General features: G+C 59.9%; 19 protein-coding genes. 9 read left to right on the forward strand and 10 right to left on the reverse strand.

All coding sequences use genetic code 11. From position 1 onward, the window contains the following. Window positions 1–28 precede the first annotated feature (28 nt). On the reverse strand, window positions 29–3241 hold the full coding sequence (locus ROSERS_RS12165; protein ID WP_011957077.1) for a tetratricopeptide repeat protein: 3213 nt from the start codon (window positions 3239–3241) through the stop codon (window positions 29–31). A gap of 188 nt (window positions 3242–3429) precedes the next feature. On the opposite strand from ROSERS_RS12165, the gene ROSERS_RS12170 reads away from it, so the two are divergent. Continuing rightward, window positions 3430–4281 carry an alpha/beta hydrolase gene (locus ROSERS_RS12170; RefSeq protein WP_011957078.1) on the forward strand — a complete coding sequence of 284 codons (852 nt, stop codon included), beginning with the start codon at window positions 3430–3432 and terminating at the stop codon, window positions 4279–4281. 27 nt (window positions 4282–4308) lie between these two features. Further along, a complete protein-coding gene (locus ROSERS_RS12175) occupies window positions 4309–5670 on the forward strand; it encodes a CRTAC1 family protein (protein WP_041333581.1) in 1362 nt (453 codons plus the stop codon). 21 nt (window positions 5671–5691) lie between these two features. Here the strand turns inward: ROSERS_RS12175 and ROSERS_RS12180 are convergent, their stop codons facing one another. The 7 genes from ROSERS_RS12180 to ROSERS_RS12210 all read right to left on the reverse strand — a co-directional run bounded on the left by ROSERS_RS12180 (window position 5692) and on the right by ROSERS_RS12210 (window position 14973). After that, entirely contained in the window at window positions 5692–6879 is a 1188-nt protein-coding gene (locus tag ROSERS_RS12180) for a hypothetical protein (protein ID WP_232282591.1), read from the reverse strand. A 238-nt stretch (window positions 6880–7117) separates the two neighbouring features. Beyond that, window positions 7118–9499, reverse strand: coding sequence for a COG1470 family protein (locus ROSERS_RS12185; protein ID WP_157041068.1), 2382 nt, complete (start codon window positions 9497–9499; stop codon window positions 7118–7120). Between the two features lie 126 nt (window positions 9500–9625). Then, window positions 9626–10660 carry a 3-deoxy-7-phosphoheptulonate synthase gene (aroF, locus tag ROSERS_RS12190; protein WP_011957082.1) on the reverse strand — a complete coding sequence of 345 codons (1035 nt, stop codon included), beginning with the start codon at window positions 10658–10660 and terminating at the stop codon, window positions 9626–9628. A 265-nt stretch (window positions 10661–10925) separates the two neighbouring features. Continuing rightward, window positions 10926–11324 (reverse strand): chorismate mutase, encoded by a 399-nt coding sequence (aroH, locus tag ROSERS_RS12195; RefSeq protein WP_011957083.1) that lies wholly within the window; start codon window positions 11322–11324, stop codon window positions 10926–10928. Between the two features lie 227 nt (window positions 11325–11551). Next, on the reverse strand, window positions 11552–12142 hold the full coding sequence (locus ROSERS_RS12200; protein ID WP_011957084.1) for an ANTAR domain-containing response regulator: 591 nt from the start codon (window positions 12140–12142) through the stop codon (window positions 11552–11554). Between the two features lie 176 nt (window positions 12143–12318). Then, entirely contained in the window at window positions 12319–13392 is a 1074-nt protein-coding gene (locus ROSERS_RS12205; protein WP_011957085.1) for a serine hydrolase domain-containing protein, read from the reverse strand. Window positions 13393–13404: 12 nt separating this feature from the next. Beyond that, window positions 13405–14973, reverse strand: a complete 1569-nt coding sequence (locus ROSERS_RS12210; protein WP_011957086.1) for a right-handed parallel beta-helix repeat-containing protein — start codon at window positions 14971–14973, stop codon at window positions 13405–13407. Window positions 14974–15189: 216 nt separating this feature from the next. On the opposite strand from ROSERS_RS12210, the gene ROSERS_RS27185 reads away from it, so the two are divergent. Beyond that, window positions 15190–15318, forward strand: a complete 129-nt coding sequence (locus tag ROSERS_RS27185) for a hypothetical protein (RefSeq protein WP_269625498.1) — start codon at window positions 15190–15192, stop codon at window positions 15316–15318. A gap of 13 nt (window positions 15319–15331) precedes the next feature. On the opposite strand, the gene ROSERS_RS12220 is transcribed toward ROSERS_RS27185, so the two are convergent. Next, window positions 15332–17272, reverse strand: coding sequence for a sensor histidine kinase (locus ROSERS_RS12220; protein WP_011957087.1), 1941 nt, complete (start codon window positions 17270–17272; stop codon window positions 15332–15334). Between the two features lie 138 nt (window positions 17273–17410). Between ROSERS_RS12220 and ROSERS_RS12225 the strand changes: the two genes are divergently transcribed. Beyond that, complete coding sequence (locus tag ROSERS_RS12225) at window positions 17411–18040, forward strand: PH domain-containing protein (protein WP_011957088.1); 630 nt, start codon at window positions 17411–17413, stop codon at window positions 18038–18040. A 59-nt stretch (window positions 18041–18099) separates the two neighbouring features. Next, window positions 18100–18579 (forward strand): plastocyanin/azurin family copper-binding protein, encoded by a 480-nt coding sequence (locus ROSERS_RS12230; protein WP_011957089.1) that lies wholly within the window; start codon window positions 18100–18102, stop codon window positions 18577–18579. 82 nt (window positions 18580–18661) lie between these two features. Here the strand turns inward: ROSERS_RS12230 and ROSERS_RS12235 are convergent, their stop codons facing one another. After that, on the reverse strand, window positions 18662–19705 hold the full coding sequence (locus ROSERS_RS12235; protein WP_011957090.1) for an SIS domain-containing protein: 1044 nt from the start codon (window positions 19703–19705) through the stop codon (window positions 18662–18664). A gap of 373 nt (window positions 19706–20078) precedes the next feature. Here ROSERS_RS12235 and ROSERS_RS12240 point away from each other — a divergent pair, with 373 nt between their 5' ends. From ROSERS_RS12240 to ROSERS_RS12255, 4 genes are read left to right on the forward strand one after another with little or no spacing between them, the layout of a single operon-like run. After that, on the forward strand, window positions 20079–20936 hold the full coding sequence (locus ROSERS_RS12240) for a glycosyltransferase family 2 protein (RefSeq protein WP_232282593.1): 858 nt from the start codon (window positions 20079–20081) through the stop codon (window positions 20934–20936). Further along, a complete protein-coding gene (locus ROSERS_RS12245; protein ID WP_011957092.1) occupies window positions 20933–21805 on the forward strand; it encodes a GGDEF domain-containing protein in 873 nt (290 codons plus the stop codon). The genes ROSERS_RS12240 and ROSERS_RS12245 overlap by 4 nt, the downstream gene beginning before the upstream one ends. A gap of 44 nt (window positions 21806–21849) precedes the next feature. Next, window positions 21850–22539, forward strand: coding sequence for a sugar transferase (locus tag ROSERS_RS12250; RefSeq protein ID WP_011957093.1), 690 nt, complete (start codon window positions 21850–21852; stop codon window positions 22537–22539). After that, a complete protein-coding gene (locus tag ROSERS_RS12255) occupies window positions 22539–23831 on the forward strand; it encodes a glycosyltransferase (protein WP_011957094.1) in 1293 nt (430 codons plus the stop codon). The genes ROSERS_RS12250 and ROSERS_RS12255 overlap by 1 nt, the downstream gene beginning before the upstream one ends. Window position 23832: the final 1 nt, after the last annotated feature.

Below are 23832 nucleotides of genomic sequence, written 5' to 3' on the forward strand. Positions count from 1 at the left end.
CCTGAATGCAGGTTCATATGCGGCAATATCAGGTCAGTTGCCGGTATAGTGCAGTGGTTGCCGGTTCTGGTGAGGCGCCGAGCGCGCGTAACGATCCTTTCAGATGCTCAAAGGTGGCGGCGACCAGGGTGCGGTTGCCGTACCGTGCCGCAAGGCGCATCAACCGGGCGGCGGTATGCTCGCGGCATCCATCGATCTGAAGCACGTGCTGATAGTAGAACATCGCCTGCTGCGGCAAGTTCTGTTCGATGGAGTGCGCGTACTGTTCAATAGCCTCAAGGTAGCGTTGCTGCAGGTGCGCCCGACGCGCCTCGACCCAAAGCGCAGCGCTTGCCGGGGCGCCAGGCAGAAACTCACCGCCGTAGAGCGTCATTGCGCGTTGGATGGATTCGAGGCTGGGAGGCGTTTCAAGAATGCGTTCCAGTTCACGCACATCGTATTCAATCGCGTCCCAACCGCTGCGGATTGCTACAGCGCCTTCGCGCGCCGAAGCGGCGAGTCCGGTTTGCAGGCGTAACCGACGCAGCGCCTGATGCAGCGCCGGCATCGAAATAACATCGTCGCCCCAAACCGCTTCCCACAGCCGCTCGACTGCCAGACCTTGCGGACCGGCATCAAGGAGCCGCACCAGCAGCGCGCGGTGCAACTGCGAAAGATCGACCGGTTTCCCATCGACCAGACACGCGAATCCGCCGAGTGTCGTTATTCGCCAGCGTACAGAAGATGGAGATGCTGTGCGAGACAGCGCAATCGCGCGACCGGCGCGCGGATCGTATGGTGCAGCGGCTTCGAAGAGGGGACGATGCATCGACGCAAAGCGGCGCCACAGGGTTTCGGGCAGCGTGGCCGCGCGTGCGGCGAACTGTTCCCACAGCGATGCCGCTGCGTGCCAGCCTGACCGGGCGAAGGCGAGTTCAGTACGCAATAGCGCCATATAGATGCGCTCATCCTCGCTGAGGGATTCTTCGTATGTGGTCGCTTCGGCTAATAAACTGGCGAAAGACGCAAATTCCGGGTGCGGGCATTGCAACGCGAGCGCTGCGCGTGCCAATGCCAGTCGTCCGCGCACCTCCGGTTGTAGCGGTGTCACGATGGAGGCTGCCGTGTCGTGCCATGCCTGTGCGAGCGTCAGGTTGTCGGAAAGTATGGCAGCCCAGAGCGCTCCCGCTGCGGCTGCTTCCACGCTGCTGGCAATATCGAGACGGGTTGCCAGGGCGTGCGCTGTGGTAAAACGCTGAATCGCCTGTTCAAAATCGCCTTCACGCAGATCGAGTTCTGCCAGACTACACAGCAGAACCGTTTCTTCACGTCGTAACTCTGTCTGCCGGGCGATCTCCAATCCCAGATCGAGTGTTGTGCGGGCTTCGGCAAACCGCCCTTCCTCCATCGCCATCACCCCCATATTGTTGAGGGTCAGCGCGCGTCTTCCCTGGTTACCGGAAGACTGCCAGCAGGCATCAGCGCGTTTCAGATAGCGAATGGCGGATGGACGATCGCCCTGCGCGGCGTATGCCCAGCCAAGGTTGTCGTAAATATCCGCCAGTGCGGCAGGGTTATCGACGGTGTCGATCAGGGTTGCGACAAGCGTATGCGCGCGTTCGAGTTCGGTGATGGCGGCGGCAACTTCTCCTGCCATAATATGCGCGCGGGCAGCCGCGACATGGTATTCCAGGCGCAATCGATTGTCGAGGTTGTTGACATCGACGAATCTGAGCGCATGCTGAGCGCGGGCGTAGTCACCCTGGAGCACCTGCAACTCGGCAGAGAGGATCTGCGCCTCGGCACGGATAGAAGCATCCCCGATCGCCCCGGCAAGGTGAAGCGCCAGATATGCACGTTCCCAGAGCGCCAGGTCGCTGTAGACACGCGCCTCTGCCAGCAGCAGATCGGGCGGGATCGACTGCTTGCGTGCGGCGCGTGTTGCTGGCGGGAATCCTCCGCTGGCTGTGCGCTGATCATTTGTCCTGCGCGCGCGGTGCAGACGTTCGAAGCAGGTCAGCAGGGTTGTCTGGCGCGAACACTGCCGCAGGCGCGGCACGGCGGAACGGATCAGATCGATAGCGTGCTGATCGTCGCCGGCTGCCAGGTAGCAGTCAAGCGCACGCTCGATATCATCTTCAGCAGCATACAGGTCACCGGCGGAACGCAGCAACTGCCGGCATCGTTGCGGATCGCGCGCCAGGCGTGAGCGCAGATAATCGCGAAACAGGCTGTGATACGAGAGCCATCCGGCGCGGCTGGAGACGAATAACCCGCGCCGCCTGATCTCATCGAGATATTCTGCCGAGTTATCGGCAGAACGCAGTATATCGCAGCGCTGTGGCGATAGATCGTGCAGAACGCTGGTGTCTTCGAGGAAACGTTGCAGATCCGCTGGCAACGGTGCCAGAATCTGCTCGGCAAAGTAAGCGTATACCTGACTGGTATTGGCTTCGATGACCGCCTCTTCAGGTGTGGGAACGTGCATCAGGTGTCGATCAACAACCTGCTGACCTGTCATCCCGTCTTTGTGCGCAACCGGTTGATCCAGCGAGAGGACAATGCCAGTAACCCAGCCGCCAACTGATGCGGTCAACTGTTCCGCTGCTTCGTCGGAGAGGATCAACCCGCTTGTTATGCCAGCAAGACGCTGCGTGTCGTCGCGATGGAACTGTAACACGCTATAATCGAAGACCGCAGCGCGCTGCTGTGCGACCATGCGTACCATGCCATGCAACACCGGCAGGGTGCGCGAAGCGAGCACCAGATGGCAGTGGGAGGCGTATTCCGCGATCGAAGCGAGTAGCGTAAAGACGAGCGATACCCCCGGAATGGATTGCGCCTGGTCATCGTCAAGTACATGGACATCATCGAGGATCAGCGCAAAATGTTCAGGCGCATCCGCAAATGCAAGCGCCACCTGGTGGATCATCTCCGCCAGCCCTTGCGGGGTCGTTTCGGCGAGCCGCGCTGCGATACCCGGCGCTCCTGGGACAAAATCGGCAACGCTGTGGAGCAGGTAGTCGAGGAAGACGTGCGGATCGCGATCGGCGCTATCGAGGGTATACCAGGCAACCGGCATCGTGCGCTGCGCAACCCACTGCGCCAGCGCAGTCGTTTTCCCCCAGCCGGCGGGCGCAGCCAGCGCAACGACGCGCTTGCTCCGGATGGCACGGTCAAGCTGCGCGAGAACGTTCGGTCGTTCGATCAGCGGTCGCGCCGACGTTGGAACAACGAGCTTCTGCTGAAATCGCAGCGTCATGGCTTCGCTCCCTCACCGGGAATGACGATGTTCACGCATGGTAATCGTAGAAGGTCAAAGCAGAGTTGTCAATCTCATCGTAACTGTTTTTTGACAGGCTCCTGCATTCCGTAACCAGGATGTCATTTTTGTCATCCTGTGTTCGCATCGGGTATGGTGCTCGCTATTCAAACACGAAAGGTAGGCGGATGAACCATCCTTTGCAATCTTCTCCTGCGTCGGCGCCGTTCGATGCCCGCAGCCGTTCGTTTGCCGTCTTTGCCGGCACGACCGGCGTCTTGTTGATCCACGGTTTTGGCGGTGATCCCACCGAAGTGTTGCCACTGGCTGCCGCCCTGATCCACGATGGTTACAGCGTTTATGCTCCGCTGCTTCCTGGTCATGGAACGCTCCCCGATGCCCTGGCTGGCGTTCAATGGCAGCAGTGGGCAGAAGCGACTGCACACGGGTTCGCAGCATTGCGTCGGCGTTGTGACGATGTTGTGGTTGTGGGATTCTCGATGGGCGGTCTGCTCGCGCTGATCCTGGCGGCGCATCTGCCGGTTGCACGCCTGGCAGTCCTGGCGCCAGCGCTCCGGTTGCGTGGTCAACTGCTGGTCAATCTGAGCAGTATCGCCAGACACGTCATTTCGTGGTACTATCCTCTTGCTGGCGCTGATTTCAGCGATCCGGAGTTGCGTGCTCTGCTGCGCAACCGCGTACCGGATGCAAATCTTGATGATCCGCTCGTTTGTGAACAGTTGCGTCGTATGGTGCGGGTACCCCTGGAGGCAGTACATCAACTGACCCTTGTGCAACGCTCGGCACGACGGCTTCTGCCTCGCGTCACCGCACCGACGCTGATTGTCCAGGGGCGGAACGATCAGACCGTCGATCCACGTTCGGCTGAACAGATTCTGCGACATATCGGATCTCTTGACCGTCAACTGATCTGGATGGAAGGGTATGGACATCAGTTGCTGGTCGGCGATGGCGGTGAACGCACGGTTCGTACTATCATGGCATGGATTCAAAATGATAATGCCGGGAGGGGGATGTAAGTCTCCCGGAGATCGAGGAAAATGCCCATGTTTGTCGATTATAGTCATCTGATCCGTCACAATCCGCCACGACTGCACTACGGCGTTGCTGTCGTCGATGTCGATGACGATGGCGTGTGGGAACTGTTTGTCGCCGGGTTCGATGGCGCCAACCGGGTGCTCCGCTGGGATGGCGCCGGTTTCGTCGATATTGCTGACAACATCCTCGCCGATGCGCAGCGTCAGGCAATCGGAGTTGCTGCTGGCGATATTGATGGCGATGGTCGGGAAGAGATTTATGTGCTCAATACCGATACATTTGCCGGGCGCAAGCGCTTTGGCGATCGGCTGTTCGACTATCAGGAAACCGGTTGGGTCGATCTGTTCGAATTGCCGCAGAACCAGGAGGCGCTCAATCTCACCGCCGGTCGTTCGGTCGCGGTCGTTGATCGGCTTGGCGCCGGGCGCTATGGCTTCTTTGTTGCGAATTATGGCGGTCCGTTCCGCCTGTACGAACTGGATCGCTTCGGTGAAGTCCAGGACATGGCGAGCGCGGCGGGCATCAGTTTCACAACCGGTGGACGCGGCGTGATTGCGCTGCCGCTAGTGACGCCACGGATGGACATTTTCACGGTGAATGAGAATGGTCCCAACTTTCTCTTTGCCAACCGCGGCGATGGTACGTTCGAAGAGATCGCCCGCCGCGCCGGTCTGCCCGATCCGCACGAACATGGGCGCGGGGTCGCTGCTGGCGACTTCGACGATGATGGTCGGTTCGATCTGGTATGTGGCAACTGGGAGGGTCCGCATCGCCTGTTTCTGCAAAAGTGGGATGGCTTGTTTGTCGATGCTGCGCCGCCGGACATGGCTGAGCCGTCACGGGTCCGAACAGTGATTGCTGCCGACTTCGATAACGATGGGGAGTTGGAGATCTTTTTCAATAATATCGGTGAACCGAACCGCCTGTTTACCCGACGGAACGGGGGATGGACGAAGATCGATCCAGGCGACGCGCTCGAACCGGGAGGTCTGGGTACCGGCGCTGCGGTCGGCGACTTTGATGGCGATGGTCGACTCGAACTGCTGGTGAGTCACGGCGAAGCCGATCTGCAACCGCTCAGTCTGTACCGCACGATGCCAAACGATCATGCCTGGTTGCGGGTGATGCCGCTGACCCGCGCTGGCGCACCGGCGCGCGGTGCAGTTGTCATACTGGAATCTGGCGGCAGGCGGCAACTGCGCACCATTGATGCTGGCAGCGGCTATCTCTGTCAAATGGAAGCGGTAGCGCATTTCGGATTGGGTCGTGTGCGTACGGTCGATCGCATCGAGGTGCGCTGGCCCGACGGCGCCACTGTCACGATTCCATCGCCTGCGCCGAACCAGGTGCTGCGTGTGCCGCATCCGTAGAAACGGCGGATGACGCCAGGATTACGCGATTGTATCGATACTGCGCGCCAGTCCGACAATCAGGCGCACACTGTTGTCGAGGTGCGCTGCGTCGAGCCTGGAGATATCATCGTTTCGTTCGTTCCGGTATGGAATGCGTCCATACCGATCAAGGCTTGCGATCCCCAGGGTGCGCAACCCTCGACGGCGCAACATGCCAGCGAGGGTGATTCCACGATAGGCGCGAGGGCGCGCGGTTGCCTGACCGCTATCGACCACACGCGCCGTCAGGCGCAGTAACAGTGAGTCTGCCAGTCGCGGATGCAACGCTCCTTCCGCTGCCAGATAGCAGAGTTCACCACTGCCGATGCCATCGAGACCGACAAACAGGGTCTGCTGCGGTTCAAACGGATACCGACGCAGCAGATCGTTGATGCCGGCGGCGCTGCTGGCTGCACCGACTCCAATCATCCACACCTCTGTATGCTGGAGGTCACGCAGGTGGGCTGCAGCGCATATCAGAGTCGCCAGCGCCCCGGCATAACTGATTGCGCCCGGTGTCGCCGGAGCGCGTTGCACAACCAGCGCAGCAATCCCCTGAACCAGAAGAGCGACAGCTGGCGCCGCCTGAGCATACCAGAGCCAGAGGCGCACTTCGAAGGAGAAGGGAGCGGCGGCGGCAATGCCAAGCGCCAGGAGCAGCGTCGCCGCAACAGTGCGCCCGATACGTCCGGTCAAACCGGAACCGAGCGCCAGCGCCCAATGCCCGACCGCTGGCGGTGAACAGAGCGGCGCCAGCACCACCAGACGCCAGCGCATCACGCCCTCGGCAGCGCGCGTAGCGATGACGTTCTGGCTGAGGATACGCCGGTTCAGGAACGCAGTATCGTACCACAGTGTCAGGACTGTCGCCCCACAACATGCGGCAAAGACAAGAATCGCCACCAGAGGCGTCCAGTAAAAACCGATAACCCCGGCGATTGCCAGCACCCCATAAACAATGCCATCGTAGTCTGGAGGATGCGACGCATGGTACGACTCGGCGGAGAGGCGTAACCCCGACTGGCGGAGACGCGCATCGAGAAAGGCTGCCGTCTTCGCCTCGCCAATCGATCCCGGAGGGCGTGGACCGATCGTTTCCACAATCTGTGCAGCGATCGCAAAGGGCGAGTCGACGAGACGCCCTGTGGATTGACTCTCTGGTGCGCGGATCATGTCAGGTGCGGTCACGATCGAGTCTCGCTTCATCAATGATGCCCCGGTACACAAGAGGTACCTGCCAGGTGTAGGACTATCGGCTTATTGCAGAATCGTCCCGCATGTGCCATGATGTGGATGAAACGAGTGAACCTCTGGCGTTCCAGCTTCAACATGTACAGGAGGTGCACCCAGTGTTGCGCAGCTTCTTCTACAAAGACTGACGCAGGGCGGACCTTTGAGGCGATGCCTCAAAGGTTCTTTCTTTATCTCAGGGAAGTTCTTCGCCGTACCGCCAGCGGTAGTAGTGACGTCCGACATTGCCCATTTCGACCCGCCATCCGGCTGGATTGTCAGGCACATACGTCAGTGTTCTGCGCTCGAACAACTGGATCAGCACATCACGCTCAACCCCGCCGATGCGCACTCGTGCCCAGAAGGGTTCACTGATCGGGTACCCTACAACAAACAACCAGTCGAACAAACGGTCATTGCGTAACCGCCCCTGTTCGTAGACCATCCCCCGCGCATTGAGGTAATCCCAAAAGACTGCCGGAATGTTGTGCCCTGACTCCGCGATATAGCGAGCAAAGCGCGTCTCGCTGCGCACCGGTCCGGCATAGTCGCCCACCTGCCCCTGGCGATCAATGGTCTGGCGTGGCGCCTGCCCCGTGCGATCCGGCGCCGTCTGCGTTATGACGGCGGCGAAACTGGCGTACAGCGGCGCGTTGGGATCGTCGGCGTCGCCAGCAACCGGAATGCCTGCCGGTTCGCGTTGCACGAATTCGTTCGCTCCGATCTGCATGCGCCCCGTCACCAGTTCCATCACCAGCAAACCGGAGGTGACAAACCAGGGACTGGAACGATCTCCGAACGGATCGTTCAGTTCCATGCGTCCCTTATCGAAATACTGCACCTGCCGCAAGCCGCTTGCCGCCTGCTGATACTGCTCGGCGCGCGCCATCAAGCCACGCGGTCCCCAGAGCCAGCTGCGCTGTACTCTACCGCTGGCAACGACCCGATCCGTGCGCTGCCAGAGTTGGTCGAACGCTACATCGGCAAAACCGACCAGCGGACCGTTGAGCAACGCGCGCGTTGATCCATCTTCAGCGCCGTTGGGCGCACCACCTTCAAAGGCGCCCGGCGCTGGGGTTCCGGTCGGAGTCGGTGTGCGATCGGTGAATGGAGCGACGGTTGGCGTTGGTGCTCCGGGCGCAGGCAGTACAGCGGGTTGTGGCGCACGCCCGCACTCTTCATCTGGAATGCAAAGTTGCAGGATCAGATCGTAGCGGATGAACTGATTGCCGAGATCGCCGTTATTCTTGATCTGGACATAGTAGAACCCATCCACCTGCGGCACAAAGCGGATCTGCGAATCGAGCGATCCAGCAATGTCGTCGCTGAAGTCGAGGAGACGACTGCCATCGCGGTCGAACAAATACATCACCGTATCGGCGCCCGCCTGGGTTTGATTGTTGAAATCCGGCGTGTTACGGTAGGGGCGCGTGTCGGTGTAGATGTAGTACACTTTGCCCGCTTTCCCGAAGAACCTGACCCAATCGGCGTCGCCTGTCGGACAGAGTCGGCGCCCTGGTTGAATTTCGTTCGGCAGGATCAGTTTCGCCTGCTCCGGCAAGCCATCGTCTTCGTACAGATCGCGGCAAACTTCGCCGACCACCACAGGCGTCGGACCGTAACTCTCCGAACGGACGACAAAGACATAGGTGCGATTGCCGCCGCCGATGCTCAGCGTATCACGCACACGAACATAGTAGATTCCATCGCGCGGCGCGCGCCACGACTGAATGCGCGGCTTGATGTCCTTCGGGTCGGGGCGAGCCGGGTCGCGGTTGAAGAAATCATCGTTGAACGCCAGACGCTGACCATTCTCGTCATACAGTTCGAGCGACAGATCGAGACCGGCGTCCATCCGCTCGATATCGATCGTGTAGACCTTGCCGCCGACCCCGCCAAAGCGGAACCAGTCCTCATCGCCGATCTCACAGATGCCATGGGTGACTGGTGAGTCGATCAGCACCAGACGCGCGCTGCCACGATCATTTCCCGGATCGCGCACACCTTCCGGGCATACAGGTCCCGGCGTTGGCGTCGGACCCGGCGTGCGCGTCGGCGTCGGCGACACTGTCGGCGACAGCGTGGGTGTGGCAGTTGCCCCGCCTACAGTAATCACAAACGTGCCAAAGGTGTTGGTGCTCACATTGCGCACGCCAGACGTCGAGTTGTACGAGCCGGCTGCCGTTACCAGCAGGTTGTTATAGGTTCCCGGTGCAGCGGTGCTACTGATGCTCAATTGCAGGGTAAACGTTGTGCTCGTACCGCCGGGTACATTATTTGGCAGTTGAATAACACCCGGTGAACTCACCGTCACACCAGACGGAACATTCGCTGTTGTGATCGTGAACGACGTATTCGGACTGGCGGCAGTGGCATCGTTGATATTGTTCGTAAGTTGAAACGTCAGGGTGATGATCGAACCGACATCGCCCTGCGGCGGTGGTCCGATCTGGGCAAGTAGAATAACCTGTTGGGCGCGAACGATGGTGAGAGGAACACCAACCACAATCGCCAGAAGCGTTCCGAGCAGTGCCAGCGTCAGTGCTGGTTTGTGCCGGGGCGTAGACCGATTGCTCACGAGAACGTATCTCCAACCACGATGGTCGTAACCTCTGCCATTATACCACCTTCGCCTGCCCGCCTGGAGAGGTGCAGTGCTGCAGTCCTTCCAGGCGGGCAGGCGTCCGCTTCATTCAGCCGCGCATCAATGTGCAACCAACACGTGACTCTTCCGTCCAAGCAATCCGGCAAGCGCGGTCATCTGCGGCATCAATGCGGCAAAGTTTTCGCATGTGAGCGACTGTCCGCCGTCCGAGGTGGCGCGATCCGGATCGGGATGCACTTCGATCATAACGCCATCGGCGCCGGCGGCGAGTGATGCCAGCGCAAGCGGCGGCACCAGGTACCACTTGCCCGTGCCATGCGACGGATCGGCAATCACCGGCAGGTGACTGCAGCGTTTGGCGAGCGCCACAGCGTTCAGGTCCATCGTGTTGCGCGTTGCTGTCTCGAATGTGCGAATGCCGCGTTCGCAGAGAATGACGTTCGGGTTGCCCTGCGCAATAATGTATTCGGCGGAGAGCAGCCATTCCTCGATCGTCGCCGACATCCCGCGTTTGAGCAGCACCGGTTTTCCGCTGCGACCGGCTTCTTCCAGCAACTGAAAGTTCTGCATATTGCGCGCCCCGATCTGGAGCACATCGGCGTAGCGTGCCACCAGTTCGACATCGGTCGGCGTCATCACTTCCGTCACGATGGGCAATCCTGTTTCGGCGCGCGCCAGCGCCAGCAGTCGTAACCCTTCCTCGCCCAAACCGCGAAAGGTGTAGGGAGAGGATCGCGGTTTGAAGGCGCCGCCGCGCAGCATGTGAGCGCCCGCTTCGCGCACTGCGAACGCAGTCGCCATAATCTGCGCTTCGCTTTCAACAGCGCATGGTCCGGCAATCACCACGAACGAACCTCCGCCAACGGCGACATCGCCAACCTGGACGATGGTATCCGGGGGGTGGAACTCACGCGCAGCCAGTTTGTACGGTCGCGTGATGCGCACTGCTTCCTGGACGCCCGGAAAGCGCTCGAGTTCTTCGCGCAACGTCGGCGGAATCGCTGCTCCGATGACGCCAACGATGTTCCGCTCCTCACCGTAGGTGACGCTCCCCTTGAGACCGTGCTCCTGGATGCGCGTCAGGACTGCGTTCAACTCCTCTTCGGTCGCGGTGCTCCGCATGACGACGATCATGGACACATTCTCCTTTGCTAGCGGCAACAGTTGTTCGATAAACGATGAACGATGTTCAGGCGGCAGCGCCAGGCGAAGGCGCGGCCGGACGATGACATCGAGTTCTAGCGTGGTCATGGCATGCTCCTTCCGGTGGCTCGTGCAGAATAGACCGACTTGTCTCGTTTCTTAACCCCTACGTGCCCTGCCTGTTCTGTGGCTTGCGCCTCTCGACCTGCTCACCCTGATGTCCATAAAAAACAGCGGAGGAAACTCCACCGCTGTTTCATTGCCCTGATGTCTCTGCTGGCGCCTGGATCGCGCTCCGATCGGGACGCAACGTATGTGCGCCACGGATGTACACATGAACGATCTCTTCCGCCCGCCGCGTGGTATTCCAGTGGATCAGCACGCGAATGCAGCGTGGCAGACTACCGGGAACCGCCATTTCGTGCGTACAGAGCAGCGCAGCGTCGAGCCAGCCGAGTTCACGCGCGGCAACCGCCGGGAATTCCGCAGTCAGGTCGGGCGTGGTGCTGAAGATGGCGCTGGCGATGTCCTCTGGACGCACGCCGTTTGCGGCAATGATGCGCTGCAACAGGTCACGTGTTGCTTCGAGGATCGCCTCGCGCGTGTTTTCGTCACAGGTGGTTGCGCCGCGAATGCCACGACAGACGATCGTCATACGTTGCTCCCTGAAAAATCAAGAAGGCGTGGAGCCTGTTGCTCCACGCCTTCTGAGTTCCAGTATCCTAAACGTCATCCAACGCGAAGCAACCAGTCTCTTGGTGAGCTGGCAAAATACCAGAACCAGAAGTAATAGGCGCTTCGCGATTGCATAACCGGTGCTATCTCATTCGTCTCAGGTGTTGATGCTGCGACTATACCATACCCCGGCGAAGGTGTCAACTCTCACGATCCAGAACCCAGCAGTTCTTCGGCTTCGATGATCGCCTGGGCAATATCTTTCATCTTGGCGCGTTTGTCGCGCGCGCGCTGCCGCAGCCGTTCGTAGGCGTCGCGCTCACTCAACCCCAGACGTTGCATCAGAATGCCTTTGGCGCGCTCGATCAATTTGCGCGCTTCGAGCGATTCTTCCAGTTCGTGCACCTGCGCCCGCAACGCCTGCAATTCGCGGAAACGCGCCAGCGCGATGTTGATTGCCGGTGATAGTTCTGCTTCGTTGACCGGTTTGACCAGGTAGCCAAGCGCTCCAGCCTGCTCCGCTTTGCGGATGGTTTCTCTGTCGGTATACGCAGTGAGCATCAGGATGGGAGTCGGGCGCTGCTGATTGATCCGCGCCGCCGCTTCCGTCCCTTCCATTTCCGGCATGCGAATATCCATGATGATCAGATCTGGTCCAAGACGTGCCGTAAGATCAATAGCTTCGGCGCCGGTGCGTGCGATGCCGATGACATCGTAGCCAAGCCCTTTCAGTTGCTCTTCGAGCGTGAGCGCGACCAGATCGTTGTCTTCGGCAATAAGAATGCGCGTAACTGCCATAGCATCCGCTCTTTCCACTCACGTGTGGAAACGACAATGATCGTTCCAATCATATCATACTGTGTTGCTTTGTAAACCCTGCTTAATAGCCAGATTCCCACAATGACGCCCTGATAGGGTTCACCGCGCTGCCATATGCGCCCGTTCCGACCGGCGTGCATACTCTTGATCCGGCGTTACATCGAAGGATCGGATAGCGCATATGGCGCCGATATGCTGTCGAGCGCTGCGGCGACGATTGCGGCAGTAATGGCGTGGTGACGTGGCGCGCTGCGCTGCGGGTGGACCCGGTTGCTCAGCACGATGATGATCAGACGATCACGGGGGACAATAACCAGCGCCGGTCCGGTGAAACCGGTGTGACCGTAACTGCCGCGGGGCGCCGGTCCCATGAAGTTTGGTCGATCAATCATCCATCCGAGACCACACGCCTGCGCCAGTCCTGGCGTCTGATTGGTTATCGCCAGGGTCAGGGTCGTCGGGTTCAGGAGCGGCGTCGGCTGATGATCGCTCCCGGCAGGCAACCAGGCGCGGCAAAATGTCCAGAGATCACCGGCAGTGCTGAAGAGACCGGCATGCCCGGCGATGCCTCCGAGCACATACGCGCTTTCGTCGTGAACGACGCCGTGAACCAGGCAGCCACGCCATTCCCCATCAAACTCGGTTGGTGCAATATGCGCGATCAGCGCAGGATCGGGGCGGAAGCCAGTGCGTTGCAGTCTCAGTGGTCGGCAGACCAGTTCGTCAATGGCTCTGTCGAGCGGTTGACCATACACGGCAGTGATGATTTCACCCAGCAACAACGAATTGATGTTGGTGTAGGCGACGCTGCTGCCGGGCGGACGGGCGGGCAGCGCGTCGTAGACCGCCGCCAGCAACCCCGCGCGCCCCGCGTGACGGAGCGTCGAAAGGCGCAGGTCGAGTCCCGATGTGTGGGTCAGCAGATGCCAGACGGTAACGTCACGCGCACGAACGTGCGGCAGATACGCCTGAACCGGCGCTGCCAGATCGATCTTCCCTTTGTCGTACAGATGCAGCGCCGCAGTTGCAGTGAACATTTTGGTCAATGACGCAATATCGTAGATGGTTGCTGGCGTGACGGGATTGTTGCCGGATGGATCGTAGGTCATCGTTCCATACGCAGCAACGTGGAGAACCTCCGCATCACGCGCAACCAGGACGACCGCGCCGGGAAAGATGCGCCCGTCAATAGCGCCGGTCATAATGGCATCGATGACTGGAATGGGCATGGCCGTCGCTGGTTATTGGGCAGGAGCACAGGGCGGGCGTTCGGTCAACCAGGGGTCGAACTCCACCAGATCGCCAGGAGCGTCGCCACGCCCGTCAGCGTGCCTGTCCGGTTCGTAGGGACCTTCCGCAGCACCCCACCAGTTGCCGCGCATATCGATTGCCACATCACTGGTGGCGCCGCGCCCGATGCCGCGTTGCAGATAGATCGGGATGATCGGCGGCGTGTGCTTCTCGATGGCATTGTCGCGAATCGTTAACTGTGGCAATCCCGGCGCCTGTGGCAGGGTGCTGAGCAGGCTCAATCCGTTCGAACCGCCGATGAGTCCGTTGCACACAATCGATCCCTGCAACAGACCGTTGGTTTCCAGGGTGAGGTTGGGACCATCCTGCCCGACCAGCAGATTGCGCTGGACATCGAGAATGACCGTATCATTGGGGCTGAGGTTGGTGATCCGGACGTTGGGTGATCCGAAAGCCATACGGTTGCCGCCGATACGATTGCCGATTAGCGTTGCCGTACCGCCGTTCTCATACACGATTTCGACGGCAGCGCCGTAGGGCAGATCATTGCCGGTTATCTCGCTGTCACGCAGTTCGAAGCCTCTGCCCGCCACCCGCACATGACCGCCATTATCGACGATGCGGCTCGAACGGATCGTCAACCCGCCGCGGTCTGATGCAAGAACCGTTCCCCCCGCGCCGCCGCCGCGCACTTCCACGTGTTCCAGCACAATGTCGCTGCCGGGTCGCCCAAAGATGCCCTCCCAGCGCGGCAAACTTGCGCCGGTGAAGCGCACCGGACGATCCGCCTGACCCAGGGCATACAGCCGACCATCGACGTACAGCGCAATGCCAGGGGGGATGCGCACCTCAACACCCGGTTCGATGATCAGGCCGGCGCCGGATGCCACCAGGGTATCGCGTCGTAGCGTGATCGGACTCTGGGCTGGCGTCCAGTAGGTTGTGGTTCGGATGATGTCGATCGGCACTGGGGTCGCGGTAGGCGGAGGACGGGTAGGGCGCGGCGCAGGCGGTTGGGTCGGCGGCAAGGGTTGAGTCTCGACCGGTTGCGTTGGCGCAGGCGGTTCTGGCGTTGGTTGGACGACGGGTGGCGGTGGAAGCGTTGGTTCGAGCGTCGGCGCCTGTGCGAGCGGTGCAGTTGGGGCTATGCCTGCCCCCTCAGATGCGACCGTCGGTATCGGCAACTCCGGCGTGGGCGAGAATGCTATCGCAGGCGTTGGTTCTGGCGTGGGTGAAAATGCCGTGACCGGCAGCGTTGCTGCGGGAGGCGGATACGGTTGCTGATCGGTTGACGGCAGGACGACATCGGTTGGCAGAAGCGTTGGGACTGGAGACACCAGTTGCGCCGGTTCGACGACGATGGCAGTCGCCTGGGCTATCGTTGCGACCGGAGTCAAGGCGCGCGCCAGTTCACTGCCGGAAGGCGGGAACAGCACCGCCAGCAGAATAGCGCAGGCGAGAAAGATGAGCGATGCCAGCAGGATCGCGGTATCACGCGAGATACGAAGGATCGGCATACGCACTGGCGATTTGTTGGGTGGCGGTTCGACCGGATCCACAAGGCAGCCTCAGATGCACAAACTTCTACGGCATCTTACCACAGCGCTGCAGTCGGTGCAATGCTAACCAGACCATTATTCTCCAGTACAATCGAGAGAGAAAACTTCATCGCCATCGAAGGGAGGATTGGTGTGAACTGCTGGCACTGTGAACGACCGGCGCATGGCATATGCATCTTTTGCGGACGAGCGCTCTGCAAGGACTGTGCGCGCGAGATGCCTCACATTGTTGCCGTCTATCGTGACGACCGCGACGTGCCACGGGCGATTGTCACGACGCGCGCGCTCTACTGTGGCGTATGCGAACCGCGTGAAGACCCGATCGAACTGCCGGAACTGAAGTAAGCGTGCATCGCTGTCAGGATGGCGGATTGATCGGCAGACGCACCATCATGGTCGTTCCAACGCCGATCTCCGTCTCAAAGCGGATGTCGCCCCCGTGATCCTTCACGATGCCATACGACACCGATAGCCCCAGACCAGTGCCGGGTGTGTTGCTTGTACCGAGCGCACCCTTCGTCGTGACAAACGGCTCAAAAATCCGGTCACGCACGTGTTCGGGGATACCCGCGCCGGTATCGCTGACGCTGAGTTCGACATACGCGCCACACTGACGGAGCGACACCGTGATCGTTCCACCGTCACGCCCGATAGCATCGCGAGCATTCGTGATCAGATTCAGGAGCACCTGTGCAATCTGCCCGCTGTCGCACAAGATTGCTGGCGTCGGTTCGATGACGCGCTCCAGTGTGATATTGAGTTTCCGCAGGTCGATCTCGACGAGGGTCAACGTTTCGGCAATCACATCGGCGAGGTGGTGGATGTCACGACGATGCTCACTACGTCGCGCAAAGGTGAGCAAACCACGCATAATGCTTCGCCCACGCTGGCATGCCTGTCGGATCACATCGAGCGCCTGATCCTTTTCGGCGCTATCGCTGGCGCTGCGACCGAGTTCTGCATAGCCGAGCATGCCGCCGAGCAGATTGTTGAACTCATGCCCGATACCGGCGGCGAATGTCCCAACCGCAGCCAGTTTCGACGACTGGATCAGTTCCGCCTGTTTCTGGCGCAACTCGCTGAAGAGACGCGTGTTCTCGATCGCCACTGCTGCCTGACGGGCGAACGAGGCGAGAATGCGGCGATCTTCGATATCGAGACCACGCAAATGTTCGAATGCCAGACAAATCGCACCAGTCGCGCCATGATCGGTGGTCAGCGGGATGACCAGCAGCGTCGACCAGCGGATCGGATCGTCGGAATCGATCACCGGCGCCAGTTGCTGGGCGCGTTCGTCGGCGATCAGCACAATCTGACCACGCTGAATAATCTCATCGTAGCGCGCCCGGTCAACCTGAGCGGACTCAGCATGACGAACGGTTAATCCATGGACTGCCGGAACACGCAATCCATCCTGATCGTAGAGTGTGATCCAGCCAGCTTCGGCGTCGAGCAGCGCCGCGAGACGCTCGCAGAGCATGTGGAACTGGCGACGATCATCGAGGGTGGCGAGCATCGCCGTCGTCAGCGCCTGCAATCGCTCGAGGCGTTCTGTGCGGGCGCCAAGTTGTTCGCGCAGGCTGGTCAATTCGGCAAGGGTACGATGTTGCTGCGTCTGGATGTGCGCCAGGATCTGGAGACATCCCAGTAGTGCCAGTGCAAAGGGCAACACTGCGGTCGCCGAGTCGCGGAATGCGGCAAACAAGGCGCTGATCAGCATCATGGCGGGGATGTACCAGCGGAGCGATCCGATTGCATCGTGCCAGCGTATCTGCCTTCCATCGGTGTCTATCGAATCAACGAGCGTTTCCAGTACGTACCCGAGAACGATCAACAGCGCCAGCGCCAACGACCACACGAAAAGCGGCGCTATTGGGACGCCCAGAGCGATCAGCGCACTGCCGCTGGCGATCAATGAGCGAACAGTAATCAGGCGAATGATCTGACGCCCTGAGGAGACCGACATCTGGAAAAGACCGCCGATCAACGCAGCGATCAACACAAGCGACCAGTCTGCCAGCAGCGTTGCGCTCGCAAGCACAACCGGCGCCAGCGTCAGGCGCGAGCCTTCCGGTCTGTGCACTGCGAATCGATCACCCAGCAACACCAGAATCGTGATGGCAGCGCCGGTCACGAATGTTTCAACCGACAGGCGGGGTGGTCGAGTTGCGAGTGCGACACTGTTGAGAACCAGAAGAACACCCAGCGCAGCAAGCGTCGGGCGATGCAACCCCTGGTCCGGCATCGGCAACCGAAAGATCGGGTTCCTGGAAGAAGGGATGATTCGTTCAGGCGACATAGCGTCTCAGAATGGTGAGCGTCGCTTACGTGCGAGCGCAGAGCAACAATGCAGACCAGGGCACGACTTGACGTATACTTCTGGTATACCATACCAGAGGCACATGCACAAGAAGTACTAAAGTCAGGGTTTTTGCACATGGAGACATCGTTCAACGCGGCGGCGCTCGATTCCTACGCCGTGCGCATCACCAATGGAGTTGCAATGCTTGGCGGCATCCTGATGCTCCCGGCGCTGTTTCTCTACCTCAGTGGTCTGCTGGTTGCCGGCGTCGCGCTGACCGGGACAATTATCACCATAGCGATTGCGTTGACGCTTGCGGTGTGGTTGACCCTCAACTACGCCGTCCAGCCGGTCGCGTATGTTGTGACCGGTGATACGCTGGTTGTGCGGCGGCGTTGGGCGCGCGCACTGCGTATTCCGTTCAAGCAGATCATGGGAGTCTCATTCGCAAGCGCACTGGCGGATGTGCCGCGCTTCGGCTTGCGATGGTCGTTCAATGCTGGCGTGTTCGGGTATCATGGCCCGTTTCACCTCGATCCATACGGCAACGTCTTTTTCGCAGCGACGAACCGTGAGCGATTGGTGGCCGTGGCGCGCTACGACGCGCCCTCGCTGATCATCAGCCCCGCTCGTCCACGCGAATTTGTCGAGACATTCCGGGAGGCATTGCTCAAAAGCGCATCGATGGAACAGAGCGCAAAACCTGCACCTTCGCAGCAGCAATCACCACATCCTTTTGCCGCATACCAGCGTAGTATCGATTGACAACCTTCAAGATCGTGATAAAATACACACGTTCACCTGAAACAGTGAAAGGGTCCAGTATGAAGATGCAGAAGCCTGTATGGATGCTGATGGTTGCGCTGGTTGCCGCGTTCGCGCTCGCTGCATGCGGCGGTGGCGGCGGCGGTGGCGGCGGTGGCGGCGGTGCAAGCACGACGATCGAGATCGCGTCTGATGGTGAAAATCTGGCGTATGATAAAAAAGAGTTCACCGTTCCAACCGGTCAGACGATCACGCTGACGTTCAAGAATGTCTCAACGGCGCAGCAGCACAACATCGTTATTGTCAAGGGCGGTGAGGATGTGGCTGCCAAAGTTGATGAAGAAGCAATCAACGCCGGTCCGCCGGACTTCCTGCCGGCTGATCGCACCAATATTATTGCAGCGACGAAGATGCTCGGTCCTGGCGGCAGTGAGACAATCACGTTCACTGCTCCCGCTCCCGGCACGTATCTCTACATCTGCACGTACCCCGCGCACTACGCTGGCGGCATGAAGGGTGTGATGACCGTCTCGCCTTGATGCAGCGCTTCAAACCAGATGTCGGGCGCGCAGGCGGATGCCTGCGCGCCTGGTTTTTGTCCGGTGTCGCTTTCCTCCTGTTTTACCGCGTTTCGGTCACCTTGCGCAGTCCGTGCGGTCGATCTGGATCGAGCCCCCGCGCATGCGTCAGGTGAAAGGCGAGCAACTGCCCGGCAATTACAGCGGTCATCGGCGCAAAACGCTCCTCAACGCTGACCGGAAGCGACGCCGGTCGGTCGGCTGTTTCCAGGATGACAGACACGTCACTGATCGCGGTCAGATGTGCGCCGAGGTTCCGCAGGCGCAACGCCAGCGCAGCAAGGTCGTCGGCGACAGCGCCCTGCGTTGCTATCAGCACGATCGGAATACCTTCGTGCACCAGAGCGATCGGTCCATGCTGAAAGTCTGCCGCTGAGTACGGTTCCGCTACAACACGGGTCAGTTCCTTTAGTTTGAGCGCGATCTCCCACGCGGTTGCGTAATGATAGCCGCGCCCGATGGTAATAGCGGCGGTCGCGCCTGCCATCTCGCCAGCGATCTCGCGCATACGTTCATCAAGGGCAAGGGTCGCTTCCATCGCATCAGGGATCGTCGCCAGCGCTGCGAGACCGGCAGTGTCATTTGCGAGGCTGAGGGTCAGCATCGCCAGCGCCGCCAGTTGCGCGGTGTACGTCTTGGTTGCGGCAATACTCCGTTCAATCCCGGCATGGATCGGAACCACAAATTCGGCAGCCTGCGCCAGCGGTGACTCCGGATGATTGGTGATCGCTATCGTCGGCGCTCCGCTGCGACGAGCATCGCTTACGACAGCGCAGATGTCGGGAGATGCCCCCGATTGCGAGATGCCGATGACCAGGGCGCCATCAAAACGCAAATGCACCCCGTAGCGTGTGTGGAGCGACGGGGTCGCCAGCGCAACCGGCATGCCCAGGGTCGCTCCTATGAGATACTGCGCATAGCGCGCTGCATTGTCCGACGTTCCACGCGCAGCAATGACGACGTACCGGAAGTCGCGAGCGTGAAGCGCCTGCGCTAATCGGGTCATCGGTTCCATTTCGGCATCGATAAGCCGACGCAGTGCTGCGGGTTGTTCGTAGATCTCCTCAAGAAGCGTTGATCTGGTCACGACATATCTCCTTGTGATGGCACGATCATTCAGCGCTAATCGTGCCGCATTGCGGAGGGCGTGTCAAGGGCGCGCTTTTATTAAGAAGATTTTCATCCTGATATACCAGACTGTCATCACTTACTTCATCTTGTCGTGTACGCTATAACCACGAACAACATCCCAGATCGGCAGCGTTGCCAGCTCTCTCTTCTACAGCGCCTCATACGTGGTTGTAAAAGGTCTGTGGCGTCCACAGCACGCAACTGGAGTACAACTCCGGGCAGACGATTTTGTCGTGATTGTTGTTGATACGTATTCTTATTTTGTAAACGCTTCTATGGATACCATTGCATCACCTCTGGAAACTATCTGGTCTGCCAGGATGCACGCGATGCGGCGTGATCGATCACGTCCGCCTGATGGTTCAATCATCATCCCGGTCAATGCGCAATCCGACCTGGAGCGCGTGTGGGTGGTCATCAATGATCTCCTCGCCTACCACGGTCGGCACACCTTTGAGATCATTGTCATGGTCAACAATTACCCGGCAGAGGCTCCTCCCTCGCTTGCCGCTTTTGAGCATGCAGGAATACGGGTTGTCAGTCGACCGGACGTGCGTCGGCCCGGCATTCGGGTGGCGGTGACGGCGCGTGTGCATGGCGCACAGGTTGCGGCATCGCGGTTGACGATCCACTTTGATGCTGATTGCCGCGTGCCAGACCCAACAACGCTGCTGGACTGGTACGTGCAGCAGTTTGCTGCGGGCGCGCGCGCCGCGTACACCCCGGTCAACTTTTGCGATCTGAACAACGACTCCGCAACGCAGGCGCGCGTCGTCATCCATCATCTGACGCGCTGGTTCAAGCGGCAGGTGCTGGGGATCCCAACCATTCGCGGCAGTAATTTCGCTATTGATCGCGATCTGTTCATCGAGTTGTTCGATGCCGGGTATCTTCCCGCCGATTTCAGCATCGGTCCGGTCCTGCGGGCGCGCCGCATGCAGGTGGCGTATGGCAATGCGCCGCGCCTGGCAGTGCTTACGTCTGGACGATACTTCGAGCGCGGATGGCGCGAACTGGCGCGCTATCTGCTCTACCGGCTGCGGTACAACCTGCGTATGTTGCGGGTGCGCGCTGGCATGGCCAATCCCGACGACTCGCAGGCAAACACGGATCGTCCGTACCGCATCTATCGATCGAAGGGCTCTGGTTCCCAAGATCCATCTATGAAAGAGAGACAGGCGCCATGAGTAGCTTACGTCGTCGCGTGATTGCATTGTTGCTCTGGTTGATCGCCAGTTTCAATATCGAACGTCTCGATCTGGGGAGCATCAATACGCTGGACCTCGAACCGGTCACCTATGTTGTTATTTCTGCAGTGGTATTCCTGCCGCTCTTTCACTTCTTCCAGCAACGTCCGGCTATGCTATCGGCGGGTCTGGGATGGGTCGCGCTGGGTGTCAGTCTTGCGCTCGATCCATCGCCGAAATTTGGCGGCATTCACACCTACCTCACGATTGTCGAGTTTCTCCTGGTTGCTGGCGTCGCCGTTTTAGCGCACCGCGTCGGTGCTGCACTTGCAGAGTTTCGCCAGGCAGTCGAAATTATCACCCTGCGGGACAAGAATGACCGGTTGCACTCAATGAGCGAGGCGCAGGAGGACGTGCAAACACAGATGAGCGCCAGTCGCCGGATGCGTCGTCCGCTGAGCGTCCTCATTCTCGAAGCCGATGCGCGTTCGCTGAATATGATGATCCATCGTTTCGTTCAGGAACTTCAGCGCGCGATGATGCAGCGGTATGTGCTGGCGGTGACTGCGCGCATGCTTGCCCGCCATCTGCGCCGCACTGACCTGATCATCGAGGACGGCAAGCCGGGTCGTCTGATCCTGGTGGCGCCCGAAACACCGGAAAGTAATGCCAGAATACTGGGAGATCGCCTGGTGCATCTGGTTCAAGATCGCTTAGGGATCACCGCTCGCTACGGCGTGGCGACATTCCCCGATCATTCGTTAACCTTCGAGGATTTGCTCGATGTGGCTGAGCGCCATCTCCGGCAGGTGCAACCGCAGGAAGTTCAAGCGCCGGAAGCGTTGCGCGTGCCGGAAGTGAATATGTAAGCATCAGAGAAGAGGGTCGTTGAAGCTATCGTTGCGAGGATACTATGGCTACTATCGTTAATCGTGGTCGACCGACGTATTCACTCGAATGGATTGAGCGTTATCGCCCTGAGCGCCAGTGGTTGCGCGGACGGGCTTACCGGCGCGCCAAGCGCATCATGGATCTGGCGCTGTCGTTACTGGCAATGCCCATCGTCCTGCCGTTGTTCGTCATTATTGCGCTGGCGATCAAGATCGAGTCGCCTGGCGGTCCGGTCATTTTCACCCAGAATCGCACCGGAAAGAGCGGACGTCGTTTCAAGATGTATAAGTTCCGCACCATGGTGCCGAATGCCGAGGAACTGAAAAAGCAACTGGCGCATTTGAACGAGTTGCAATGGCCTGACTTCAAGATCACGAACGATCCCCGCGTGACGCGCGTCGGGAAGTTTCTGCGCAAGACGAGTCTTGATGAGTTGCCCCAGATCATCAATGTCATCCGCGGCGATATGAGCCTGGTCGGTCCACGCCCCACATCGTTCGATGCAAGCACCTATCAACTCTGGCAAACGGCGCGCCTCGATGTCAAGCCGGGGCTGACCGGTCTGTGGCAGGTGTACGGGCGCGGCAATACCGAGTTCGATGAACGCTTGCGCCTCGATATCCTGTATATCGAGCACCGCTGCCTGGGGCTGGATATCGAAATCCTGGTACGGACGGCGCTGGCGGTCTTTCAGGGACGTGGAGCGTACTGATGATTGAGACGAGCCAGAGTGCATCTCCCCGACGACCGCGCACGGTTGCGTATACGATGTCGCGCTTCCCCAAGATCACCGAGACGTTCATCCTGATCGAGATGCTGGAACTCGAACGTCAGGGGGTGCGGGTCGAAATCTTTCCGCTCATCCGCGAGCGCGAGCCGGTGCAGCACGCCGATGCCCAGAGGATGGTCGAGCGCGCGCATTTCTGTCGGTTGTTCTCGCGCCCGGTGCTGGATGCGCAGATCTACTGGCTTCTGCGTCGTCCCGGCGCCTACCTGCGCGCCTGGTGGCGCGCAGTGCGCGGCAATCTGGAGTCGCCGAAGTTCCTGTCGCGTGCGCTGGTGGTCGTGCCCAAAGCCGCATATGCCGCACGGCGCATGGTCGAACTCGACGTCGATCACCTGCACGCGCACTATGCAACCCACCCGGCGCTCCTGGCATATGTGGTTCACCTCCTGACTGGTATTCCGTACAGTTTCACGGTGCATGCTCACGATCTCTACGTTGAGCGCCCGATGCTGGGAGAAAAGGTCGCTGCGGCCAGTTTCGTTGTGGCGATCTCCGAGTTCAATCGCCGGATGCTGATCGACCTGTACGGCGCGACGGCTGAGGAGCGGGTCATCGTGGTGCATTGCGGCATCGACCCGGCTCTCTTTCGTCCACGCGAGCGGCGTGAGCCGGGTGAACTGTTCACGATCGCATGCGTGGCCAGTCTTGCGGGGTACAAAGGGCAGCGCTACCTGATCGATGCGTGTGATGTGCTGCATCAACGGGGCGTGCCCTTCCAATGCCTGCTGGTCGGCGAGGGTGAGGATCGCCCGCACCTCGAAGCACAGATTCGCCGTCTGGGTCTGACGGATCATGTCAGGCTGCTTGGCGCTCAACCGCGTCATAACGTGAGCGAACTGTTGCAGCAGGTCGATGCGCTGGCGCTACCGAGCGTTGTGATGCCCAACGGCAAGATGGAAGGCATTCCGGTGGCGCTGATGGAAGCGCTTGCCGCCGAAATTCCGGTTGTGGCGACTGCCATCTCCGGCATTCCCGAACTGGTGCGGGACGGCGAAACCGGTCTGCTCGTTCCGGAACGTGACGCGGCGGCGCTGGCTGAAGCGCTGCTGCGCCTCTATACCGACCGCGACCTGGGACGACGCCTGGCTTCCGCAGGGCGCCAGCTGGTGCTGCGTGAATTCAATCTCGAACATAGTGTTGCTCAATTGCGCACTCTTTTTGAACGTGACTGGCGGATGGATGGACAGCGGCCGCTCCTATGCGAAATCGAGGCGTGAG

The sequence above is a fragment of the Roseiflexus sp. RS-1 genome, assembly GCF_000016665.1.
Lineage (GTDB): Bacteria > Chloroflexota > Chloroflexia > Chloroflexales > Roseiflexaceae > Roseiflexus.